The organism is Curtobacterium sp. CFBP9011 (assembly GCF_034045095.1).
GTDB lineage: Bacteria > Actinomycetota > Actinomycetes > Actinomycetales > Microbacteriaceae > Curtobacterium.
In genome coordinates this window covers 162003-183794 of the sequence record NZ_JAXCWN010000006.1, presented here as the reverse complement: position 1 = coordinate 183794, position 21792 = coordinate 162003, and the positions used below count along the sequence as shown (strand labels likewise).

The window sequence follows — 21792 nt, the reverse complement described above, 5'->3', positions numbered from 1 at the left end:
ACATGACCACCTCTGTGCTCGTCGCCGGTGCCACCGGCGACCTCGGTTCGCGCATCGTCCGCGAACTCCTGCTCCACGACACGCACGTGCGCATCCTCACCCGCGGGGGCTCGAGCCGTGCCGCCGAGCAGTTCGCCGACCAGGACCGGGTCGAGGTCGTCGTCGCCGACTACACCGACCGGGCCGCGCTGCTCCGGGCGCTCGAGGGCGTCGAGGTCGTCGTCTCGGCCGTCAGCGGCACCCGCTCGGTCATCGTCGACGCGCAGCGGGCCCTGCTCGCCGCCGCCGTGGACGCCGGCGTGCAGCGCTTCGTGCCGTCGGACTACGCCGCCGACTACCGCTCGGTCACGCCCGGCACGAACCGGAACTTCGAGCTCCGCCGCGAGTTCGCCGCCGACGTCGACGCTGCCTCGATCCGGGCGACCTCGGTGCTCAACGGCGCCTTCGCCGACATGCTCACCGGGCAGGCGCCGCTGGTGCTGTTCGACCGGCAGCGCGTGCTGTTCTGGTCGTCGCCGGACCAGGTGCTCGACTTCACGACGAAGGACGACGTCGCCTGGGTCACCGCGCACGTGGCGCTCGACGCCGACGCCCCGCGGGTCGTCGAGGTGGCGGGGGACCGGGTGACCTCGCGGGAACTGGCGGCCACGATGTCCCGGATCACGGGGCGGACGTTCCGGTTGCAGTGGGCCGGCACCACGGGCCTCCTGTCCGCGATGGCACGGACCGGGCGGCGGCTGTCGTCGACCGAGGACGAGACCTTCCCGGCGTGGCAGGGGATGCAGTACTTCGTGAGCATGTTCAGCGGCGAGGCCGAACTGCGGCACGTCCGCAACGACCGCTACGGCCCGCACGAGTGGACGTCGGTGCGGGACGTGTTGGCGGCGCACGTCGGGGTCTGACCCGGAGGGGGCTCTCGGACGCGCTGGGACGCCGCCGCGCCGCGGAGACGGTGCCGAGTGGTCGAGACACCGCCGGATGTGGCGGCGTCTCGACGGCAGGGCGGCGTCTCGACGACCGGGCGGCGTCTCGACGGCAGCGTGACGTCTCGACGGCAGCGTGACGTCTCGCGTCCGGCGGGGCGTCGCACCGGCCGGGAGGCTCGGCACGGTCGGTCGTCCGGGGTACCGTCGTCGCATGGACCGTTCCGAGATCCTCGCGGCCGCAGCAGCGGCCCACGCCGCCCGCATCGCCGCCGCGGGCGGTGACGACACCGCCGCACGCGACCGTGCCGAGGCCGCTTCGGCTGCGCCCGCACCGGAGCGACGCCGGTCCGCCGACGCCGAGCGTGCCGCGGAGTCCGGCCGGGCCGCTGACCGCACCGAGGGGGCGCTGTCGGACTGGCGCCGGATGGGCACCCGACGCGGGGTCACGCCGGACGCGCAGGTGCGGAGCGCGTGGACGGTCACCGGGATCCCGGAGCAGGGCGACGCCCGCGCCTTCGCGAACGTGCTGCTCTCCACCGCGGGACACGCCGGCCGGGTCGCCGATGCCGCGCGCCGCAACGAACGCCTGACCGGGGCGGCGCGGGCTGCCGCACGACGGACGGTCCGCCGGTACACGGACCACGGTGCCGGCATGTCGGCGATCGGCGACGTGCTCGACGCCGGGCCGGTCGAGCGGGCCGAGCCGGTCGAGCTGGACCTGCCGAACGAGCCGGACCTGCGCGACGAGCTGGACCTGCCCGACGACACCGGACGCTGACGTCCGTCGGCGGTATCGCCGCTGTGCTGCCGCGCTCCCGCCGCAGTGCCGCCGCGCTACCGCCGGTAGGGGTCCAGGTTGAGGACCGTGTCCTCGTAGAGGTACTGCTGGTCCCCGTAGACCGTGACGTCCGGGTTCAGCCAGACCAGGTCCTTCACCGACAGCCCGAAGCGAGCCGCGACCGAGCCGATGAGGTCCTCGGACGCGATCCGGTACGCGGTCGGGGCGCCGTCGGTCGATCCGTCACTGCTGGACTTCCCGGTGGCGTTCTGCCGGGCGCCGCCGTCGACCGGGTGCACGTTCGTGGTGCGGGCCGGCACCGACCACCGGACCGGCTGCACGGCGAGCACCTTGCCCGGGCCGATCTCGACCGGCAGGTCCGGGCCGGCCGACGCAGCCGCCGAGTAGACCACGATCGCGCCGAGCCAGGACGGGTCCGCGCGGCCGGGGTCGAGCGCCGTCGACGCGGGCGCTGCCGCTGCGCCGGGGCCGCCGCCGAGCGTGGTGTCGCCGACGCCGTGCCAGGTGATCCCGTCGCCGACCGAGGGTGGCGTCTCGAGGAACGTGGTCGCGACGGGGACGGGCAGGGTGGAGGCGAAGCTCGACCACTGCGCGGTCGGGGTGCCGTCCGCGCCGACGACGACGCGGTAGTGGAACCGGACGCTGCCCTTCGGTGTGACGACGTCGGCTTCGCTGAGGACGCTGCCGACCGGGATCGGCGAGACGGTGGGGTCCGGGGCGGCGGCCTCGGTGGGGACCGCTGTCGGGGTGCGGGGCGAGGCGGACTCGGCGATCCGGCGGGCTTCGGCGCTGGCGCTCGGGTCGGCCTCGGGCGTGGCCGGAGCGGTGCTGGCGGTGGTCCGCTGCGGCGCCGGGAACTCGTCCGGCCCGCGGAGCAGCGAGCACCCCGCCGTGGCGGTCGTGACCAGGACAGCGAGCGCGAGTGCCGCCGTCCGTCGTCGGCTGTTCCCCTGGTGTCCGTCGCCGTGCTGCATGGTCCCCCTGCGTTCGTGTCGCGCGACCCCCTGGCTGACGGATCGTCGACTTCTGACCCGGAGAGCCTACCGGCGTCGACGTCAGTGGCCCGGTGGGAAGATCAGAGACGGTCCACTCCGCGAGCGGGAACACCTCCGGATGCGCAGTGGACCGCTCCGATGCTGACCAGGGCTTTCATGGACCGGTCCAAGTCGCAATACGACATGTTGTCCGGTTGACAGGACAAAGTTTCTGGGTCACGATCACTCCCACGCGATGACGCGCGATCACGGACGAAGGAGTCACCGACATGGTCGACATCAAACCGGCAGCACCGACTGTCGCCCTGCCCCCGAACGGCGCCGGTCCCCACCAGCGGCGCCTCGGGATGCTGGCGCTGGTCGCCACCTTCGGCGGGCTGCTCTTCGGCTACGACACCGGGGTGATCAACGGCGCCCTGCGGCCGATGACCATCGAGCTCGGCCTGACGAACTTCACCGAGGGGGTCGTCACCAGCTCCCTGCTCTTCGGCGCCGCGATCGGTGCCATGCTCGGCGGCCGCATCGCCGACGGCTGGGGTCGGCGCAAGACGATCCTGGTGCTGGCGGTGACGTTCTTCGTCGGCACCCTGGCGTGCGTGTTCGCCCCGACCTTCGCCGTGATCGTCGTCGGCCGTGTGCTCCTCGGGCTGGCGGTCGGCGGCGCGTCGACGGTCGTCCCGGTGTTCCTGGCCGAACTGGCCCCGTACGAGATCCGCGGGTCGCTCTCCGGCCGCAACGAGCTGATGATCGTGATCGGCCAGCTCGCCGCCTTCCTGGTGAACGCGGTCATCGGCAGCCTGTGGGGTGAGGGCAACGGCGTCTGGCGCGTCATGCTCGCCGTCTGCGCCCTGCCCGCGATCGCGCTCTTCGTCGGCATGCTGCGGGTGCCGGAGTCGCCCCGGTGGCTCGCCTCGAAGGGCCGCAACGCCGAGGCGCTCGACGTCCTCCGGCAGATCCGCTCCGACGACCGTGCCGAGGCCGAGATCGAGGACATCAAGCGCAGCAACGAGCTCGAGGCGCAGATCCAGCACGAGAGCGGCTGGCGCACGCTGCTCGGCAACAAGTGGCTGATCCGGATCGTGCTCATCGGTGCCGGCCTCGGCGTCGCGCAGCAGCTCACCGGCATCAACTCGATCATGTACTACGGCCAGACGGTCCTCATCGAGTCCGGGTTCCAGGCCTCGGCCGCCCTCATCGCCAACATCGCACCCGGGGTCATCGCCGTCATCGGTGGCGTCATCGCGATCATGAACATGGAGCGCATCAACCGCCGGACCACCCTGATCCTCGGGTTCTCGCTGACGACGGTCTGCCACTTCCTCATCGGCATCGCGTCGGTCGCCCTGCCGGACGGCAACCCGGCCCGCCCCTGGGTGATCCTGTTCCTCGTCGTCGCGTTCGTCGGGTCGATGCAGACCTTCCTCAACATCGCCGTCTGGGTCGTCCTGTCCGAGATCTTCCCGACGCAGATCCGCGCGCTCGGCATGGGCATCTCGGTGTTCTGCCTCTGGATCGCGAACGCCTTCCTGGGGCTGTACTTCCCGACGATCGTCGCCGCGACCGGCATCACCGGCACGTTCTTCGGCTTCGGCATCGTCGGCCTGCTGGCGCTGTTCTTCATCTGGAAGTTCGTGCCGGAGAGCCGCGGCCGCACCCTCGAAGAAGTCGAAGAGGGCGTCACCACCGGCAACATCTTCACCGTCGACAAGGCGGGTCGCCGGACGCACTGACGCGGTCCCGCGGCGGTCGCCATCGCGGTCGTCGCGACCCCACGACGGACGGGAGGCCCGGTACCAGCTGGTACCGGGCCTCCCGTCCGTCGTGTGCGTGCGTCCTACGGGCGCAGGAGCACCTTGCCGACGCGACCCGCGGTGTCACTCGCGCGAGCGGCGTCACGGGCGTCCTCGAACGCGAACGTCTCGGAGACGGGCAGCGTGAGCGACCCGTCGAGCACGCGCGTGATGAGCTCGCCGAAGAGCTGCTGCTTCGTCTCGGCCGGCATCGTGCGGCTGACGACGCTGCCCCAGAAGCCCTTGACGGTCAGCTGGCCGAAGATGACCTTGCCGGACGGGATCTCGAGCGTGGGGGAGGCCATCGCGCCGAAGACGACGAGCGTGGCGTCCTCACCGAGCACCGAGGCGATGTCGCCCGCGGCCTTGCCGCCGACGGACTCGACGCCGGCGACGATCGGGGCGCCGCCGGTGATCGCGGTGACCTGGTCCTGCCAGTCGTCCGCGTCGGTGGCGACGATGCGCTCGATGCCCTGCTCGCGCAGTTCCTCGACACCGGCGGCGCGACGCACCAGACCGATGACGTTGATGCCGCGGGCGGCGCCGAGCTGGGCGACCATGCGGCCGACCGCACCGTTGGCGGCGTTCTGGATGAGCCAGTCGCCCTCGTGCAGGTCGAGCGAGTGCAGCAGGCTGATCGCGCTGAACGGCATCGAGACGAGCTGGGCGGCGGCCTCGTCGGGCATCGCGTCCGGCACGGGGATCAGGCCGGCCGCGTCGGCGACGTAGTACTCGGCCCAGACGCCGAACGTGCCACCGGCGACGCGCTGGCCGACGGTGAGGTTCGTGACGCCCTCGCCCAGGGACTCGACGACGCCGAGCGCCTCGGTGCCGGACTGGGCGGGCAGCTCGGGCTTGAAGCCGTAGGTGCCGCGGATCGTCCACAGGTCGTGGTTGTGGATCGGGGAGAGCACGGTCCGGACGAGGACCTGGCCGGCGCCCGGGGTGGGGACGGGGCGCTGCTCGACGGTCAGGACGTCGGCGGGCTCGCCGAACTGCGGGTGGACGACGGCGCGCATCGTGTTCTGGTCTGCCATGGTCTAGTCCTCCGAGACGGTGATCGTGACGTCGATGTTGCCGCGCGTCGCGTTCGAGTACGGGCACACCTGGTGGGCGGCGTCCGCGAGGGCCTGGGCCTGGTCGTGGTCCATGCCCGGGATGACGACCTCGAGCATGACGGCGAGCTGGAAGCCGCCCTGGCCGTTCGGGCCGATCTGGACGCGACCGCCGACGGAGGAGTCGGCGACCTTGACCTTCTGCGAGCGGGCGACGCCCTGCAGTGCGGAGTGGAAGCACGCGGCGTAGCCGGCGGCGAAGAGCTGCTCGGGGTTGGCGCCGGCGCCGGAGCCGCCCATCTCCTTGGGGATGGCCATGTCCAGCTCGAACGTGCCGTCGCTGGTCTGGACCTTGCCGTTGCGGCCTTCGCCGGTGGACAGGGCTTCTGCGGTGTAGAGGACGTCCATGTGGGGTTCCTTCCTTCGTGGGGTCTGTGTGGTCAGTCCGCGACCGGGGCGGGGGTGGCCGCCGCTCGGTGCATCGCCTCGGTGAGGTGCTGCAGGGTCGCGATGAGTTCGAGGGCCGACTGCTCGTCGGTGAGCCCGGTGCCGGCGGCGATGCGTGCCGGGACGTGGGCGAGTTCGGTGCGGAGTGCGAGCCCGCGCTCGCCGGTCGTGACGGTGACGACGCGCTCGTCGGTGCTGCGGCGTTCGCGGCGGACCAGGTCGGCCTGCTCCATGCGCTTGAGCAGCGGTGAGAGCGTGCCGGAGTCGAGTTGCAGGTGTTCGCCGAGGCTCGAGACGGTCTGGTCGCCCTCCACCCACAGGGTCACGAGGACCAGGTACTGCGGGTAGGTGAGCCCCCAGGGTTCGAGCAGGGTGCGGTACGCCTGGGTGGTCGCCCGGGTCGCTGCGTAGAGGGAGAAGCACACCATCTCGTCGGTCACGGGCATGTCCACCACTGTTGCACGCGACCGGGTTGCGCACAACTCAGTTCACCGGATGCCCAGGGTCGGGATGCACAGCGTCCGGGCTCGCCGTCGCGGGGCGCGCCCCGGGTGCGACCCGGGTGGGCAGCGAGTGCCGTGGGGTGTGCCGTCAGCGCACGTCGGGACGGGTGTCGTCGGAGCCGGTTAGGCTGGCCGGACCGACGATGACCAGCAACCACCCAGCCTCCGCACCGACGACGACCACAGCGATCCCGCGAGTCGGCTCCTCGGCGTCCCACGGCAAGACGATCCTCATCGGCGAACACGCCGTGGTCTACGGCGCACCCGCCCTCGTCCTGCCGGTGACCGACGTCCGTGTGACCGCCACCGCGACCCCGCTGTCGGCCGGCGCCGAGCCGACGCTGGAGTCGACCGTCCACACCGGGCCCCTCGGCAGCGCGCCCGCCGCCGTGCTGCCCACCGTCACCGCCGTCACCGCGACGCTCCGCCACCTGGCGCAGACCGGCCACCCGGAGGCCGAGGCCACGCCGCTGCACGTCCTGGTCGACAGCCAGGTGCCCACCGCCCGGGGGATGGGCTCGAGCGCCGCCGTCGCCGCTGCCGTGACCGCCGCCGTCGCCGACGTGTTCGGCGTCGCGCTCGACACCGACACCCACCACGAACTCATCCAGGAGTGCGAGCGCGTCGCACACGGCCGCCCCTCCGGACTCGACGCCCGCGGGGTCGTCGCCACCGAGCCCGTCTGGTTCGCCGCCGGGGTCATCGAGCCCGTGCAGGTCACCGGCCGCTTCGTCTTCGTGGTCGCCGACACCGGCGTGCCGGGCCACACCCGCGAAGCCGTCGCCGCCGTCCGCGAACGCCACGACCGTGCCCCCGAGATGGTCGACGTCGTCGTCGAGCGCATCGGTGGACTCGCCCGGGCCGCGCGGGGGACACTCGTGGACGGCGACGCCCAGGGCCTCGGTGTCACGATGGACGCCGCGCACGAACTGCTCACCACCCTCGACGTGTCGAGTGCGGACCTCGACCGGCTCGTCGGTGCCGCACGCAGCGCGGACGCCCTCGGCGCGAAGCTCACCGGCGGCGGCCGCGGCGGATGCGTCCTGGCCCTCGCCGCCGACGACGAACACGCCGCCCGCATCGCGACCGCACTGCGCACCGCCGGGGCGACCGCCACCTGGACCACCTCGATCGGAGCCCGTGCCTGATGACCTCCACCGCCGTCGCGCACCCCAACATCGCGCTCGTGAAGTACTGGGGCAAGGCGGACGCCGACCTCGCGCTGCCCGCCACCGGCAGCGTCTCGATGGGCCTCGACGTCTTCCCCACCACGACCTCCGTCACCCTGCTCGACCAGGGTGAGCAGGACGCCTTCACGCTGAACGGCCGCGTCGTCGACGACGGTGCCCTGGTGCGGGTCGAACGCTTCCTCGACCTGGTGCGCCACATCGCCGGCTCGGACGCCCGTGCCGCCGTCGTCTCGGAGAACACCGTGCCCACCGGCGCCGGCCTGGCCTCGAGCGCGTCGGGCTTCGCCGCCCTCGCGGTCGCCGCCGCCGCCGCGTACGGGCTCGACCTGTCGGCGCGGGACCTCTCCCGACTCGCCCGTCGCGGTTCCGGTTCGGCCACGCGGTCGATCCCCGGCGGGGTGTCCGTCTGGCACGCGGGCGACGACCAGGCCTCGTTCGCCGAGACCGTCCCCGCGCCGCCGATGGCCATGGTGGTCGTCACGATCAACGACGGCCCGAAGGAGATCGGCTCGCGCGAGGCGATGCGGCGCACCATCGCGACGTCGCCGTTCTACCCGGCGTGGGTCACCTCGACCACCGTCACCGTGGACGACATGCTCGCCGCGTGCGCCGCGGGTGACTTCACCCGGATCGGCGAGCTCACCGAGAGCAACGCGCTCCGCATGCACGCCACGATCGAGGGCGCCTTCCCGCCCATCCGCTACCTGAACAGCCGCAGCGTCGCCGTGTTCGACGCCGTCGCCGCGATGCGGGCCGACGGGCTCGAGGCGTACGCCACGGCGGACGCCGGCCCGAACGTCGTCGTGCTCTGCCGTCCGGCGGACCGGGCCCGGGTGGCGACCGCACTCGACGGGTACGGCGCGGTCATCGAGTCCGGCACCGGACCAGCCGCCCGCCTGCTCCGCTCCGAAGGCACGGGGGAGACCCCCGAGGCAGAGGAGCGCACCAGATGATCGAGTTCCGAGCCCACGGCAAGCTGTTCGTGGCCGGCGAGTACGCCGTCGTCGAGCCCGGCCAGCCGTCGGTGCTCATCGCCCTCGACCGGGCCATCACCGCCCGGGTGACCGAGGGGCACGGCGCCGGCAGCGTGCACTCCGAGGAGTACGGCAACCTCCCGCTGACCTGGACCCGTGCCGAGGACGGCCTGGCGCTCGACCGCGAGCACCACCCCTACGACTACGTGATGGCGACGATCGACCTGGTCGAGAAGCTCCGCGCTGAGCTCGGCATCGCACCGCGCTTCCACGACCTGCGCATCGAGAGCCAGCTCGACGACGCCAGCGGCCGGAAGTTCGGCCTGGGGTCCTCGGCCGCGGTGACCGTCGCGACCGTCGGCGCCCTCGACCGGTTCTACGGGCTCGGCCTCTCGCAGCGCCGACGGTTCATGGTGGCGCTGCTCGCCACGATCCGGGTCGCCCCGCGTGCGTCCGGCGGCGACCTCGCGGCCAGCACGTTCGGCGGCTGGCTCCGGTACAGCGCGCCCGACCGGGAGGCCCTGGCCGGCCTGCTCGACGAGCGCTCGGTCTCCGCGATCCTCGACGACGACCAGGCCTGGGCCGGCTTCGACGTCGAACACCTGCCCGCACCGGCGGACCTGCGCCTCCTGGTCGGGTGGACCGGTTCGCCGGCGTCCACCACCAAGCTCGTCGGCGTCGTCCGCCGACACCGCGACGGTGACTACGCGGCGTTCCTCGACGCCAGCCGGGCCTGCGTCGACGACCTGACCGAGGGCCTCCGCACCGGCGACGCCGAGCGCACGCTCGCCGCGCTCCGCCGTGCCCGCGGTCTGCTCCAGGGCCTCGGCACGTCCGTCGGCTCGCAGATCGAGACCCCCCGGCTCGCGACCCTGTGCGACGTCGTCGAGGCCGCCGGCGGGGCCGCGAAGCCCTCCGGTGCCGGCGGCGGCGACTGCGGCATCGCGCTCGTCCCCGTGGACAGCGACGCCGCCGACATCTTCCGCGCCTGGGAGGCGCACGACATCAGGCACCTCAGCGTCGCGGTGCAACCCGAGGAAGGGAGCACGCGATGAGCGAGCTGCAGACCCCGATCCCCACGAAGTGGGTCGGACCGATCCGCGTCAGCGGCAACGCCGTCGAGGGCGAGCACGAGGTGCCCCTCGCCACCTACGAGTCGCCGCTCTGGCCCTCCGTCGGCCGTGGCGCGCGGATCTCGCGGATGATCGAGGGCGGCATCGTCTCGACCGTCGTCGACGAGCGGATGACCCGCTCCGTCGTCGTCCGTGCCGCCAGTGCGGCCGCCGCCCACATCTCCGCAGGCCGGATCCTGGCCCGCCAGAGCGAACTCGAGACGATCGTCGCCGGGCAGAGCCGGTTCGCGAAGCTCATCGAGGTGCACCCGGAGATCGTCGGGGACCTGCTGTTCCTGCGCTTCGCGTTCACCACGGGCGACGCCTCCGGCCACAACATGGTGACCCAGGCCGCGGACACCCTGCTGCCGGCGATCCTGGCCTGGGAGCCCGAGCTCCGCTACGTGTCGATCTCGGGCAACTTCTGCTCCGACAAGAAGGCCACCGCGGTGAACGGCATCCGCGGGCGCGGGCGGAACACCATCGCCGAGATCGTGATCCCGGGCGAGGTCGTCGAGAAGCGCCTGCGGTCCTCCACCGAGCGGATCGTCGAACTCAACACCGCGAAGAACCTGGTCGGGTCGACGATCGCCGGAGCCCTGCGCTCGGCGAACGCGCACTACGCCAACATGCTGCTCGGCTTCTACCTGGCCACCGGGCAGGACGCCGCGAACATCGTCGAGGGCTCGCAGGGCATCACGCTCGCGCAGGCCCGCGGCGACGACCTGTACTTCTCGTGCTCGCTGCCGCACCTGATCGTCGGCACCGTCGGCAACGGCAAGGGCAACGACCTGCCCGTCGTCGAGGACGCCCTGGTGCGCCTCGGCTGCCGGGAGGACCGCGAGCCCGGCGCCAACGCCCGCCGCCTGGCCGCGCTCTGTGCCGCCACCGTGCTGTGCGGGGAACTCTCGCTGCTCGCCGCCCAGACGAACCCGGGCGAGCTGATGGCAGCCCACGTCGCGATGGAACGCCGCGGCCACCGACCCGAAGGAGCCTCGGCATGACGGCCCAGCACCCACTCGCACTGGGCATCCACGACCTCGCCATCGCGACGGGGCACCACGTGCTCGACCTCGACGACCTGGCCGCCGCCAACGGCGTCGACCCGGCGAAGTACCACGTCGGCATCGGCCAGGACGCCTTCAGTGTCCCCGCCCCCGACGAGGACATCGTCACCATGGGCGCCGCCGCCGCGAAGCAGGTGCTCGACCGCCACGGCGTCGACGGCATCCGCACGGTGCTGTTCGCCACCGAGTCCGGCGTCGACCAGTCGAAGGCCGCGGGCGTGTACGTCCACGGGCTGCTCGGCCTGCCGCGCAACGTCCGCGTCGTCGAGCTGAAGCAGGCCTGCTACGGCGGGACCGCGGCGGTGCAGATGGCCCTCGGCATCATCGCCCGCGACCCGAGTGAACGCGTGCTCGTCATCGCCGCCGACGTCGCCCGCTACGACGTCGAGACCGCTGCCGAGCCGACCCAGGGTGCCGGAGCGGTCGCGATGCTCATCGCCGCCGACCCCGACCTGATCGAGCTCGAGCCGCAGTCCGGCCTGTTCACCGCCGACGTCGACGACTTCTGGCGGCCCAACGACCGCTCGACCGCGCTCGTCGACGGCCGGCTGTCGGTCACCGCCTACGTCGACTCGTTCCTCGGCGCCTGGGACGACCTCGCAGCACGCGGCGGTCCCGGCATCGAGACGATCGACCGCTTCGTCCACCACCAGCCGTTCACGAAGATGGCGATCAAGGCGCACCGGAAGCTCGCCCAGCACGTGGGCGTGCCGTTCGAGGAGACCGAACTCGCGATCGGGTTCACGTACAACCGGCAGACCGGCAACACCTACACGGCGTCGCTCTGGATCGCCCTCGGTGCGCTGCTCGACCTGGACGACGACCTGGCCGGCGCCCGCATCGGCATGTTCAGCTACGGCTCGGGCAGCGTCGGCGAACTCATGACGGGCATCGTCCGCCCCGAGTACCAGCAGCACCGCCGCACCGGCCGGGTGCACGAGCTGCTCGCCGCGCGCGTGCCGCTGTCGGTCGAGGCGTACCGCGAACTGCACGCCGCCGGCGCGGCCACCAGCGAGGACGTCGACCGTCCCCGCGTCACGTCGGCACCGTTCCGGTTCGCCGGGGTCGCCGGCGGCGCGCGGCACTACCAGGCCACCGGCGCCTGACGCCGGCTCGGTCCCGGGAGGCCCGTGATCGGCCTCCCGGGACCGGCAATCGTCCGCCAGTCCATTCGTCCGGCCGCACGACGGTGCGCTCATCCGGCGTGCGCGGTACTCCGTGTACGTGATCCGCGGATGGCCGGTGCCCCCTGGTCGGGGGACGCATCCGGACGTAGCGTCGTGGGACGAGCGGCACCGCATCAGGGAGCAGTGCCGCGAGGACCAGGGAGGCGTCATGGACGCACGACGGACACCGCGAGCCGGAGCGGCATCATGACCCGGCACGAGACCCATCCCGGCCTGGCGCCGGCGACCACGCGGAACCACCGCGAGCAGCAGTGGCTGCCACCGTTCCGCGACCCGGCCTGCAACGCCGTCGACGTCGTGCACACACAGGTCGTCCGTGGTGCGCCGTTCGCCAGCGCGGGGGCGCGCGGGCGGGAGCGGATCGCGGAGTTGACGGTCACCGGGCTGAGCTGACCGTCGCCGGTCCGCGCGGACGCGGGTCTGGTCGGGCTGAGCCAGGCCAGGCGAGACCAGGCCGGGCCGGCGCCGGACGTGCGGCGACCCGCGGTGCGCGGGGCGTGCCTCCCGTCCGCAGTGCCGGCGTGACCGTCAGCGGACCGTCCGTCCCGGGATCGTGACCGGGGTCGGTTCGGAGGCCGTGCCCGCCTCGGTCGCGGGCGTCGTGCCGGTCCGGATCGGGTGACGACGACCGGACCGGAACACCCACGCCTTGAACAGGACGAACCGGACGACCGTGGCCACGAGGTTCGCGCCGGTCAGCACCGCGATCTCCGCCGTGTGCGTCGAACCCGGGGCGACGGCGTGCAGCACCACGAGTGAGCCGGAGGTCATCGCCCAGGCGACCGCGAACACCACGAGCCCCTGGACCTGGTGCCGTCCCGAACCGGCTCGGCCGCGCACCCCGAAGGTGAACCGGCGGTTCAGTGCCGTGTTCGCGACCGCGGTGAGCAGCAGCGCGAGGAAGTCCGCGGACTGCGCGCCGATCGCCGGACGGAACAGGGCGTAGAGCACGGCGAACGCGACCGTCGACAGCACGCCCACGGCACCGAACCGGAGCACCTGGCCACCGAGCCCGACGTGCGCCGGGGTGAAGGGGCGGCGGCCGATCGCCTCGTACACCGGCGCGATCGGCACCCGTCCCGAGGCCAGACCACGCGAGACCCGCCACATGCCCCGGAGGTCCTCGGTCGCGGTCGAGGCGATGTGCACGGACGAGTTGACGTCGTCCACCCAGTCGACCGGGACCTCGTGGATGCGCAGGCCGGCGTGCTCGGCCAGGACGAGCATCTCGGTGTCGAAGAACCACGCGTCGTCCTCGCAGAGCGGCAGCAGGTGGTGGGCGGCCTCGGCGGTGACGGCCTTGAACCCGCACTGCGCGTCCGAGAAGGCCACACCCATCGTCGTCCGGAGCAGCGCGTTGTACGAGCGGGAGATGAACTCGCGCTTGCTGCCCCGGACCACGCGGGAGGTGCCGGCCAGCCGGGTCCCGATCGCCAGGTCCGAGTGGCCGGACAGCAGCGGGGCGACCAGGGGCTCGAGCGCGGCGAGATCGGTGGAGAGGTCCTCGTCCACGTACACGAGCACGCGGGCCGGCGACGCTCCCCACACGGCCTTCAGCGCGCGGCCGCGGCCCTTCAGCGGCAGGTGCACGGCGTGGACCCCGGGCAGCATCGCGGCCAGGTCGTCGGCGATGCGGGCGGTGTCGTCGGTCGAGGCGTTGTCGGCGATCGTGATGCGCCACGAGTGGTGCAGTGACGTCGTGCAGAAGGCGTGCAGCCGTCGGACGTGCGCGGCGAGGGTGTCCTGCTCGTCGTGGCACGGGACGACGATGTCGATGTCGAGGGTGGGGTTCGTCTCCGTCATGCGGATCATGCTCGGCAGCGGGACAGTGGGGGTCGGAGCAGGGCGCTGTGGTGCGGGTAAGAACGGGTGGTGTGTCACATGCCGGGGGTGCTAGGGTCAGGTTGCTCGTTGCGTTGAGCTTCGAGAAGTGGACCCGAGACCCATCCGGACGGTTGTGGCGCTCGGGTCTCGCGCGTTTCGGACGCCGCCGCGCTCCCGCTCAGTGGAGGGGCAGGGTGACCGTGAAGGCGGTCCGCGCCTGGTCCGAGACGACGCGGACCGTGCCGCCCTCGGCCTCCACGACGGCGCGGACGATCGCCAGGCCCAGCCCGCTCGTGCCGTGCTCCCGAGAGCGTGAGGCCGCCCCGCGGGTGAACCGGTCGAACAGCGTCGGTAGCGCCTCGGCGGGGATCGGCGGGCCGTCGTTGGCGACGACGAAGTGCACGGCACCGTCGGCTCGGCGGAGGGACACCACGACCGCGGTCCCGGCGGGCGAGTGGGTCCGGGCGTTCGTCAGCAGGTTCGTGACCACACGGCGGAGTGCCCCGGCATCACCGTCGATCACGACGGGAACGTCGTCGACCTGCAGCGTCCAGTGGTGGCCGGGGGCAGTGGTGCGGGCGTCCATCGTCGCCTCGACGACGATCGACGTCAGGTCCACCGGTTGGGTGGTCCTGGACGTGGTCGAGCCGGCAGCGGTCGGGCCTGCCGCGACCGCAGCGGCGTCGAGCCGGGCCAGCAGCAGGAGCTCCTCGACCAGGTCGCCCATCCGGCGGGCCTCGGTGCCGATCCGGTCGACGTTCCGCCGGACCTCGGCGGGGTCGTCGGTGCGCCCGGTCAGCTCGGCGTAGGCGCGGACGGTGGCGATCGGGGTGCGGAGCTCGTGGGAGGCGTCGGCGACGAAGGTCCGCATGCCGGCCTCGGCGTCGCGGCGGACGGTCAGGGCACGGGCGACGTGACCGAGCAGCCGGTTGAGTGCGGCGCCGACCTGGCCGACCTCGCGACTGGCGGCGAGGTCGGCGTCCGCGACACGGGCGGGGATGTCTGGTTCGCCCCGGTCGAGGTCGAGGGTGGTGACGCTCGACGCCACCGCGGCGACGTGCTCGAGCGGCCGCAGGGACCGGCGGACGAGCAGTGCGCCGGCCCAGCAGGCGACGAGCAGTCCGACGAGGGTGACCGCCGCGATGACGAGCATCAGCCGGCCGATCGACGCGTCGAGGTCATCGAGCGGCAGCGCCGTGACGAAGACGTCCCCGTCCGAGCCGACGGCCTGCGCGCGGAAGGCCCCGAGGCTGCCGAGACCGGTCGTGACCGGTTGCCCGGTTGGGTCCAACGCGGCGAGGGTCCGCTGCTGCGCCGCGGTCAGGGTGTGCTGGCGTCCTCGCGCGTCGGTGTAGCCACCGAGGACCACGTCGCCGTCCCGGTAGATCGCGATCACCGTGCCCGCGGACTGCCCGGGAGCGCCGATGAACGTGTTGTCGGGATCGGGCGCAGCGGACGACGAGCCCGACGAAGACGAGGACCCAGACGACGACGATCCCGACGACGACCCGGACGGCGAACCGGTCGGGAACCCGCTCGGCATCCCACCGGGCGGCCCACCGACCACCCGGCTCGCGGCCGTCGCGAGCTCGGCGTCGAGCCGTCCGACCAGGTACCCCCGGTACGCGACGACGGTCACCGCCCCGACGACGACGTTGGTCGCGACGAGCAGCAGGGCGACGGCGGCGACGATCCGCCACCGCAGCGACGGCGCCCGCCCGCTCCGACCGCTCACGGGGACGGCCGGAGCACGTACCCGGCTCCGCGGACGGTGTGGATCAGCGGCTCGCGTCCGGCGTCGACCTTCTTCCGCAGGTACGACACGTACATGTCCACGAGGTTCGACGACGACCCGAAGTCCATGCCCCACACGTGTGCCAGCAGGTGTTCGCGCGACAGCACCCGGTTGGCGTTCCGGGCCAGGTGCCGCAGCAGTTCGTACTCGGTGGGGGTGAGGTCGATCGGGTCGTCGCCGCGGCTGACGGTGCGCGTCTCCTCGTCGAGCCGGAGGTCACCGACCACGACGCCGGTGTCCGCCGCCGTGCTCGCCGCGACCCGGGCCGAGGTCCGGGCGAGGATCCGAGCCCGGGCGACGAGTTCGTCGATCCCGAACGGTTTGGTCAGGTAGTCGTCCCCGCCGCGGGTGAGTCCGGCGAGCCGGTCCTCGGCGGCGTCCCGGGCGGTGAGGAACAGCACCCGGACGTCGTCGCGGGCATCCCGGAGTCGGTCGAGCACGGTGAAGCCGTCGATGTCCGGCAGCATCACGTCGAGGACGATGACGTCGGGCTGGCCCGCGCGGGCGGCGAAGAGCACGTCCCGTCCGCGGTGGACGGTCTGCACGGCCCACCCGTCGGCGGCGAACGCCAGCCCGACCGCCTCGGCCAGGGCGTGTTCGTCGTCGACGACGAGGACACGGACGGGGGTGCCATCGGTCCGTGCGAGCGGGGTGCCTGCCACGGGGGCGAGCCTACCCACGGTGCCGTCCCCGTCCTGGCCGTCGTGCACGTGCGCCTACCCCGCCGCGCCGAGGTCGTAGACGGTCTGCCCGCCGACGTTCGTCGCGTCGTAGTTCGCCGCGACCCACTCCGCGATGGCGCTCGCGGTGGACGAGCCGCCGCCCATGCCGCCTCCCGTGCCGCCGCCGGTCCCCGAGGCGATGTAGTAGCCGATCCTGCCCGCCGCCACGTCCGCCTGGAACTCCGCCAGGGTCGGGGTGGGGTCGCTCGACCAGCCGCCGATCGCCATCACGGCGGTGTCGGTGTCGAGTTCGAGCTGTGCGGCGGACTGCGAGCCGCCGACCGCGGCGGACCAGGTGGTGTCGGTCGACCGGAGCAGCTCCTCGAGCGCCGAGGACGTCGAGGCGCCGCCGCCCATGCCGCCGCCGGTCCGGGAGCCGCCGTCGCTGCTGTCGGACGGGAGGCTCGTCCCCGACCCCGACCCCGACGCGCTGGTCCCGTCCCCGGTGGTCCCGTCTCCCGTGGTCCCACCCGGCATCGCCGGCGGCTGGCCGCCGTCGGCGCCGGACGGCGGTGTCCCGCCGGGACCGCCCTGTGTGCCGGAGTCGCTGCTGTCGGAGCTGTCGTCCCCGGTGCCGGCGGCCGATCCGCCGGGGCCGTTCGTGCCTCCCGGCATGCCGCCCATGCCACCCGAGGTGCCGGACGGACCGACGCTCGGGATCGAACCGGAGTGCCCGACCGTGGTGGTGACGACCGCGTAGGCGGTGGTGCCGGTGAGGCCGCAGAGCGTACCGACGAGGACACCGACGGCGACGAGGCGACGCAGCTGCGGGACGCTGCCGATCACGATGAGCGCGGCCGAGAGCAGGCCGCCGGCGAGCACGAGCCACCGCAGCCAGGGCAGCCAGTCCGGGTTCTCGTTGAGCAGGCACCAGCTCCAGGCCGCGGTCGCACCGGTCATCGCGGCGAGGCCCAGGCGCCCGGTCGTGCGGTGTCGGGCGTGCCAGAGCAGGGCACCACCGGTCCCGACCAGTCCGGCGATCGCCGGGGTGAGCGCGACCGTGTAGTACGGGTGGATCGTGCCGGACATGTACGAGAAGACCAGCCCGGTGACGAGCAGCCAGCCGCCCCAGAGGACGAGTCCGGCGCGGGCCGGGTCGGCGAGGCGGCGCCGGCCGACGACGACCAGGCCGAGCACGAGGGCGATGAGGGCGGCCGGCAGGAGCCACGAGATCTCGAGGCCCATCTCGGACGAGAACAGCCGGTCGAGTCCGGCCGCGCCGCCGAAGGACGACCCCGCGGTGCCGCCGGCCGCGCCGCCGCCTCCGCCGTTGCCCGAGCCGCCGAAGATCCGGCCGAGCCCGTTGTACCCGAAGACCAGGTCGAGCACCGTGTCGTTCGTCGACCCGCCGATGTACGGTCGGGCGTCCGCCGGCCACAGTGCGACGGCGAGGACCCACCAGCCGGCCGCGACGACGAGCGACCCGGCGGCGATGAGCAGCCCGACGATGCGTCGCGGCCACGAGGTCCGGGCAGCGACCAGGTAGACCAGGCCGAACGCCGGCAGGACGAGCAGCCCCTGCAGCATCTTCGTCAGGAACGCGAACCCGAGCGCGACCCCGGCCAGGGCGAGCCACCGCCAGCTGCCCCGCGGCAGGGCACGCACGGTCGCGTACGCCCCGGCGGTCATGAGGAACACGAGCAGGGCGTCCGGGTTGTCGAAGCGGAACATCAGCGCCGCCGCCGGGGTCGCCGCGACGACGAGACCCGCGAGCAGCGCGCCGACCCCCGCCGTGGTCGATCCCAGCCGCGCCAGGGTCCGGCGGACCGTGCCCCAGACCAGTGCGACGGTCCCGACCGCCATCAGCGCCTGGGGGAGCAGCAGGCTGGTGCTCGAGAAGCCGAACAGCCGCGCGGACAGCACCATCACCCACAGCGACGCCGGGGGCTTGTCGACCGTGATGAAGTTCGACGAGTCGAGCGAGCCGAAGAAGAACGCCGTCCACGACTTCGTGCCGGCCTGCACCGCGGCGGCGTAGAAGCTGTTGGCGTAGCCGGAGACACTGAGGTCCCAGAGGTACAGCACGGCGGTGAGGGCGAGGAGCGCCCAGAACGCCGGCCGGAGCCAGCGGGCGTCCTCGCGCTCGCCGAGGAACAGGCGAGTGAGGGGCGGGCGACGCCGGACCGGCGCGTCACTGTGCGCGCGGTCGCGACGGTCGGTCACGGGTACCGGGTAGGTGGTCATGGCAGCGAGCATCGCGGTCGGGGGTCGACCCGGCCGATGGGTCTGCTGTGGACCGCCTAAGACCGGCGGTCAGGCGGTGGGCGTGCCGCCCGCGGTCGCGGCGTCCCGTCGGACCCGGCGACGGGCCTCCCGGAGGCTCGAACGCTGCATCCGCATCGACGGCCAGCCGGCGGAACGGGCGTGCGCCGCGAGTCCCTGGTCCGGGTTCACCACCACCGGGTTCCCGACGAGCGAGAGCAGCGGGATGTCGTGGCGTGAGTCGGAGTACGCCCAGCACACGGCCGGGTCGGCGCCGGTCTCGCTGAGCAGTCGGCGCGCGGCCACGGCCTTGTGCTCGCCGTGCAGGAACGCGCCCTCGAGCCGGCCCGTGTAGGCGCCGTCGCTGGTCTCGAAGACGCTGCCGAGCGCGCCGGTGAGGCCGAGACTGCGGGCGATCACCTCGGCCAGGAACGTCGGCGTCGCGGTGACGAGCCACACCTGGTGGCCCTTCGCCAGGTGCTCCTGTGCCAGGGCGGCGGTCTCCGGCCACACGGTCGCGGCGGTGTGGCGGACGTAGACGTCGTCGGAGAGCTTCGCCATGTCGGCGACGGTGATGCCGGTGATGACCTCGAGCCCGCGGGTCTGGGCGGAGGCCAGGTGCCGGTCGTTCTCGCCCCGCACCTTGAACCGGGCGTGCTTCCAGCCCGCGCTGAGGATGTCCCGCGTGGTGATGAGCCCGGCGGCACGGAGTCCGCGCACCAGGTGGAACGCGCTCGCGCCGTGGATCAGGGTGTTGTCCACGTCGAAGAACGCGAGGACCGGGGTACCCGCCTGCTCGACCGTCATCGGCCCAGGCTAGGCGCTCCCCCTGACCCCTCGCGGTCCGGTCAGGAGGTCCAGACGTTCGGCGCGACCGGGTGCAGGGCCTCGCTGCCGGTGTCGGTGAAGCCGTCGCTGACGAGGGACGTCTGGTGTCCCTGCTCGTCGAGCATGCTGACCACGACGGAGGCCCGCCCGACGAAGGAGCCGTCGGCCGCGTTCCCGCCGCACACGGTCCAGTTCCCGACACTGTCCGGGCCGTCGGCAGCGATCAGACAGGCCCCGCCCTCCTGGCCGACCGCCACCCAGTAGGTCGTCCCGTCGACGGTGCCGACGCGTCGCTGGCTGTTCGGCACGACCGTGTCGTCGGATGCGGTGGAGCCGTCCGGCAGGGCGTCCGACGCCGCGAACGTGCGGTGCAGCACCGTCAGGTACTCGGACACGTCGGTGTGCTCCGCTGCGCTCGTCCGGTGCGGCTTCGCGGGTGCGTCGTCTTTGCCCGTGCAGCCGGTCAGTGCGAGCGCTGCCGCCACCGTCACCGCCGCGACGGTCGTCCTCGTGCGTGCTGTGGTCTGTCCCCGCATCGTTCCCCCTCGTCCGATGCCCGCAAGCTAGCAGTCCTCGTGGCTCCGACGACAGTCCCACTTCCGCGCCGGATCGGGAGGGATCAGGCGTAGCGGCGGGCTGCGCGCAGGGCCGCGTCCGTGTACGAGCCGCCGAACAGCAGCACGTGCAACAGCAGCGGTGCCAGCTGGTGCAGCTCGACGCGCTCCTGCCACCCGGCCGCCAGGCGCGACTCGGCGTCGTACGCGGCCAGGACGGTCTCGAGCCGGGGCAGGCCGAACAGTGCGAGCAGCGCCAGGTCCGTCTCGGCGTGACCGCCGTGCGGGTTCGCGTCGATGAGCACCGCTCCCGTCGGCTCTGACCGGTCCCGCGGCCACAGCACGTTGCCGGCCCAGAGGTCCCCGTGCAGCCGTGCCGGGCCGTCGCTGACCAGTGCGGGCTGCGGGGACCCGAGCGTGCCGTCCTCCAGCCGGTCGCAGACGCGCTCGAACACGGCGGCCTCGGACCCGTCGTAGCCACCGGCGTCGACGATGCGCTGCACGTAGTCGCGGATCCGGTACTCGGCGAAGAACTCGCCCCAGCTGTCGGTTGCCTCGGTGGCGGGGACGAACGGCGTCCGCGAGCGCCCCATCCGCAGCGGCCCGTTCGCGGGGAACCCGGGCGACGGCGCTCCCCAGTGCGACGCCCCGGCAGCGTGGGTGTGGGCGAGCGAACGACCGAAGCGCTCCGCCTGGGCCGCCGACGGTGCGGCGTCCGAGATGAACTCGAGCTCGAGGACCGTCGGACGCGGGCGTGCCATGACCCGGGCGACGCGGGTGCCGCCGGCGTCCTCGGCCTCGGCGAGCCACTCCAGTCCGGCCGCCTCGGCAGCGGCCTCGTCCGGGCTGGTGAAGGTCTTGACGTAGGTCTCCGACATCACCCCATCCTGCCCGGGCACGCTCGGCGAGCGCACACCGCGCACACCGTGCACACCGCCGCGCGCCGTCCGGACCTCACACCGCGTCGACCAGCGCCCGCGCCAACGGGTGCCACGGCCGCGACGACGGCCCCGACAGCACCAGGGTCCGCTCGTACCGCGGCGCCACCGGCAGCATCACGAGCCCCGCGGGCAGCATCACGCGGCCGAGGGTCGGCACGATCGACACCCCCTCGCCGCGCTCGATCATCCCGAACATCGTGCTCATCTCCCGCACTCGATGGGCGTACCGGAAGGGCTGCCCCGCGAGCTCGTGCATCCGCTGGATCTGGTGTTCGCAGCCCCCGCCGCCGGCGACCAGGCCGTCGTCGTGCAGGTCGTCGAGCGTCAACGCCTCGGCAGCGGCGAGCGGGTGGTCGCGTCGGACCACGGCGGCCATCTCGTCCCTCGCCACGACGACCCCACCGTCCGGCACGGCGACCGGGTCCACGAGCACCGCGGCGTCGACCGTGCCGGCCTCGAGCCACTCCGGCATCTCGTCGTCGTCGCCCTCGTAGACCTGCACGTCGACGTCGGGCAGCGTCACCGCCCAGAGTTCCCGGAGGCGCGGGAGCAGCCCTTGGCAGACGGTCGGGACGGCGGCGAGGCGCACGGTGCCGCGGGCCGTGGCGGGCCGGACCACGGCCTCCAGGGCGTCGACGGAGGCGAGCACGCTGCGGGCGTGGGCCAGCAGTCGCTCGCCCAGCGGGGTCGGGACGGTCGCGGGGCCGCGGCGGACGACGGGGCCGCCGACCTCGCGCTCGAGTCCGGCGACGGCGTGCGAGACGGCGGACTGGCCGACCCCGAGGGCGACGGCCGCCGTGGTGAACGAGCCGGCGTCGACGGTCGCGACGAAAGCGCGGAGCTGGGGGAGCGAGACGGTCATGCGTGTCCTTCATGTCGGC

The 21792-nt window shown here is 73.2% G+C and carries 21 protein-coding genes; 9 read left to right on the top strand and 12 right to left on the bottom strand.

Translation table 11 applies throughout. From position 1 onward, the window contains the following. The first annotated feature begins 2 nt into the window (after nucleotides 1-2). A complete protein-coding gene (locus SOM35_RS13760; RefSeq protein WP_320515844.1) occupies nucleotides 3-902 on the top strand; it encodes an NmrA family NAD(P)-binding protein in 900 nt (299 codons plus the stop codon). Nucleotides 903-1137: 235 nt separating this feature from the next. Next, a complete protein-coding gene (locus SOM35_RS13755) occupies nucleotides 1138-1704 on the top strand; it encodes a hypothetical protein (protein WP_320515843.1) in 567 nt (188 codons plus the stop codon). Between the two features lie 56 nt (nucleotides 1705-1760). On the opposite strand, the gene SOM35_RS13750 is transcribed toward SOM35_RS13755, so the two are convergent. After that, on the bottom strand, nucleotides 1761-2699 hold the full coding sequence (locus SOM35_RS13750) for a LysM domain-containing protein (protein WP_111074478.1): 939 nt from the start codon (nucleotides 2697-2699) through the stop codon (nucleotides 1761-1763). Nucleotides 2700-2989: 290 nt separating this feature from the next. Between SOM35_RS13750 and SOM35_RS13745 the strand changes: the two genes are divergently transcribed. Further along, nucleotides 2990-4450 (top strand): sugar porter family MFS transporter, encoded by a 1461-nt coding sequence (locus SOM35_RS13745; RefSeq protein WP_320515842.1) that lies wholly within the window; start codon nucleotides 2990-2992, stop codon nucleotides 4448-4450. A gap of 104 nt (nucleotides 4451-4554) precedes the next feature. Here the strand turns inward: SOM35_RS13745 and SOM35_RS13740 are convergent, their stop codons facing one another. Genes SOM35_RS13740 through SOM35_RS13730 form a run of 3 tightly spaced genes read right to left on the bottom strand, consistent with a single transcriptional unit; the run spans nucleotide 4555 to nucleotide 6458 of the window. After that, nucleotides 4555-5529, bottom strand: coding sequence for a zinc-binding dehydrogenase (locus SOM35_RS13740; protein ID WP_221849249.1), 975 nt, complete (start codon nucleotides 5527-5529; stop codon nucleotides 4555-4557). 21 nt (nucleotides 5530-5550) lie between these two features. Continuing rightward, nucleotides 5551-5973 carry an organic hydroperoxide resistance protein gene (locus tag SOM35_RS13735; protein WP_111074480.1) on the bottom strand — a complete coding sequence of 141 codons (423 nt, stop codon included), beginning with the start codon at nucleotides 5971-5973 and terminating at the stop codon, nucleotides 5551-5553. A gap of 32 nt (nucleotides 5974-6005) precedes the next feature. Next, the gene (locus SOM35_RS13730) at nucleotides 6006-6458 is read right to left on the bottom strand and encodes a MarR family winged helix-turn-helix transcriptional regulator (RefSeq protein WP_221849146.1); all 453 of its coding nucleotides are present in this window, start codon (nucleotides 6456-6458) and stop codon (nucleotides 6006-6008) included. Between the two features lie 200 nt (nucleotides 6459-6658). On the opposite strand from SOM35_RS13730, the gene mvk reads away from it, so the two are divergent. The 6 genes from mvk (at nucleotide 6659) to SOM35_RS13700 (ending at nucleotide 12438) form a co-directional block, all read left to right on the top strand. Continuing rightward, entirely contained in the window at nucleotides 6659-7663 is a 1005-nt protein-coding gene (gene mvk / locus SOM35_RS13725) for a mevalonate kinase (RefSeq protein WP_320515841.1), read from the top strand. Beyond that, complete coding sequence (gene mvaD, locus SOM35_RS13720) at nucleotides 7663-8658, top strand: diphosphomevalonate decarboxylase (protein WP_320515840.1); 996 nt, start codon at nucleotides 7663-7665, stop codon at nucleotides 8656-8658. Before mvk ends, mvaD begins: the two co-directional genes overlap by 1 nt. Next, nucleotides 8655-9734, top strand: a complete 1080-nt coding sequence (locus SOM35_RS13715) for a phosphomevalonate kinase (protein WP_111074482.1) — start codon at nucleotides 8655-8657, stop codon at nucleotides 9732-9734. The genes mvaD and SOM35_RS13715 overlap by 4 nt, the downstream gene beginning before the upstream one ends. After that, a complete protein-coding gene (locus SOM35_RS13710; protein WP_111074483.1) occupies nucleotides 9731-10795 on the top strand; it encodes a hydroxymethylglutaryl-CoA reductase in 1065 nt (354 codons plus the stop codon). The genes SOM35_RS13715 and SOM35_RS13710 overlap by 4 nt, the downstream gene beginning before the upstream one ends. Beyond that, entirely contained in the window at nucleotides 10792-11964 is a 1173-nt protein-coding gene (locus tag SOM35_RS13705; RefSeq protein ID WP_320515839.1) for a hydroxymethylglutaryl-CoA synthase, read from the top strand. The genes SOM35_RS13710 and SOM35_RS13705 overlap by 4 nt, the downstream gene beginning before the upstream one ends. A gap of 267 nt (nucleotides 11965-12231) precedes the next feature. Continuing rightward, nucleotides 12232-12438 (top strand): hypothetical protein, encoded by a 207-nt coding sequence (locus SOM35_RS13700; protein WP_221849151.1) that lies wholly within the window; start codon nucleotides 12232-12234, stop codon nucleotides 12436-12438. Nucleotides 12439-12573: 135 nt separating this feature from the next. Here the strand turns inward: SOM35_RS13700 and SOM35_RS13695 are convergent, their stop codons facing one another. From SOM35_RS13695 to SOM35_RS13660, 8 genes are all read right to left on the bottom strand, one after another. Continuing rightward, a complete protein-coding gene (locus SOM35_RS13695; RefSeq protein ID WP_414648573.1) occupies nucleotides 12574-13857 on the bottom strand; it encodes a glycosyltransferase in 1284 nt (427 codons plus the stop codon). A gap of 190 nt (nucleotides 13858-14047) precedes the next feature. Beyond that, nucleotides 14048-15604: a sensor histidine kinase gene (locus tag SOM35_RS13690; protein ID WP_320515837.1), complete on the bottom strand. Its 1557-nt coding sequence runs from the start codon at nucleotides 15602-15604 to the stop codon at nucleotides 14048-14050. Further along, a complete protein-coding gene (locus tag SOM35_RS13685) occupies nucleotides 15601-16326 on the bottom strand; it encodes a response regulator transcription factor (protein ID WP_320515836.1) in 726 nt (241 codons plus the stop codon). Before SOM35_RS13685 ends, SOM35_RS13690 begins: the two co-directional genes overlap by 4 nt. A 54-nt stretch (nucleotides 16327-16380) precedes the next feature. Further along, nucleotides 16381-18570 (bottom strand): glycosyltransferase family 39 protein, encoded by a 2190-nt coding sequence (locus tag SOM35_RS13680; protein WP_320515835.1) that lies wholly within the window; start codon nucleotides 18568-18570, stop codon nucleotides 16381-16383. 69 nt (nucleotides 18571-18639) lie between these two features. After that, on the bottom strand, nucleotides 18640-19395 hold the full coding sequence (locus tag SOM35_RS13675) for an HAD family hydrolase (RefSeq protein WP_320515834.1): 756 nt from the start codon (nucleotides 19393-19395) through the stop codon (nucleotides 18640-18642). A gap of 41 nt (nucleotides 19396-19436) precedes the next feature. Then, the gene (locus SOM35_RS13670) at nucleotides 19437-19952 is read right to left on the bottom strand and encodes a hypothetical protein (protein ID WP_320515833.1); all 516 of its coding nucleotides are present in this window, start codon (nucleotides 19950-19952) and stop codon (nucleotides 19437-19439) included. Nucleotides 19953-20035: 83 nt separating this feature from the next. Continuing rightward, on the bottom strand, nucleotides 20036-20848 hold the full coding sequence (locus SOM35_RS13665; RefSeq protein ID WP_320515832.1) for a fructosamine kinase family protein: 813 nt from the start codon (nucleotides 20846-20848) through the stop codon (nucleotides 20036-20038). Nucleotides 20849-20924: 76 nt separating this feature from the next. Further along, a complete protein-coding gene (locus SOM35_RS13660) occupies nucleotides 20925-21773 on the bottom strand; it encodes a LysR family transcriptional regulator (RefSeq protein WP_320515831.1) in 849 nt (282 codons plus the stop codon). Between the last annotated feature and the right edge of the window lie 19 nt (nucleotides 21774-21792).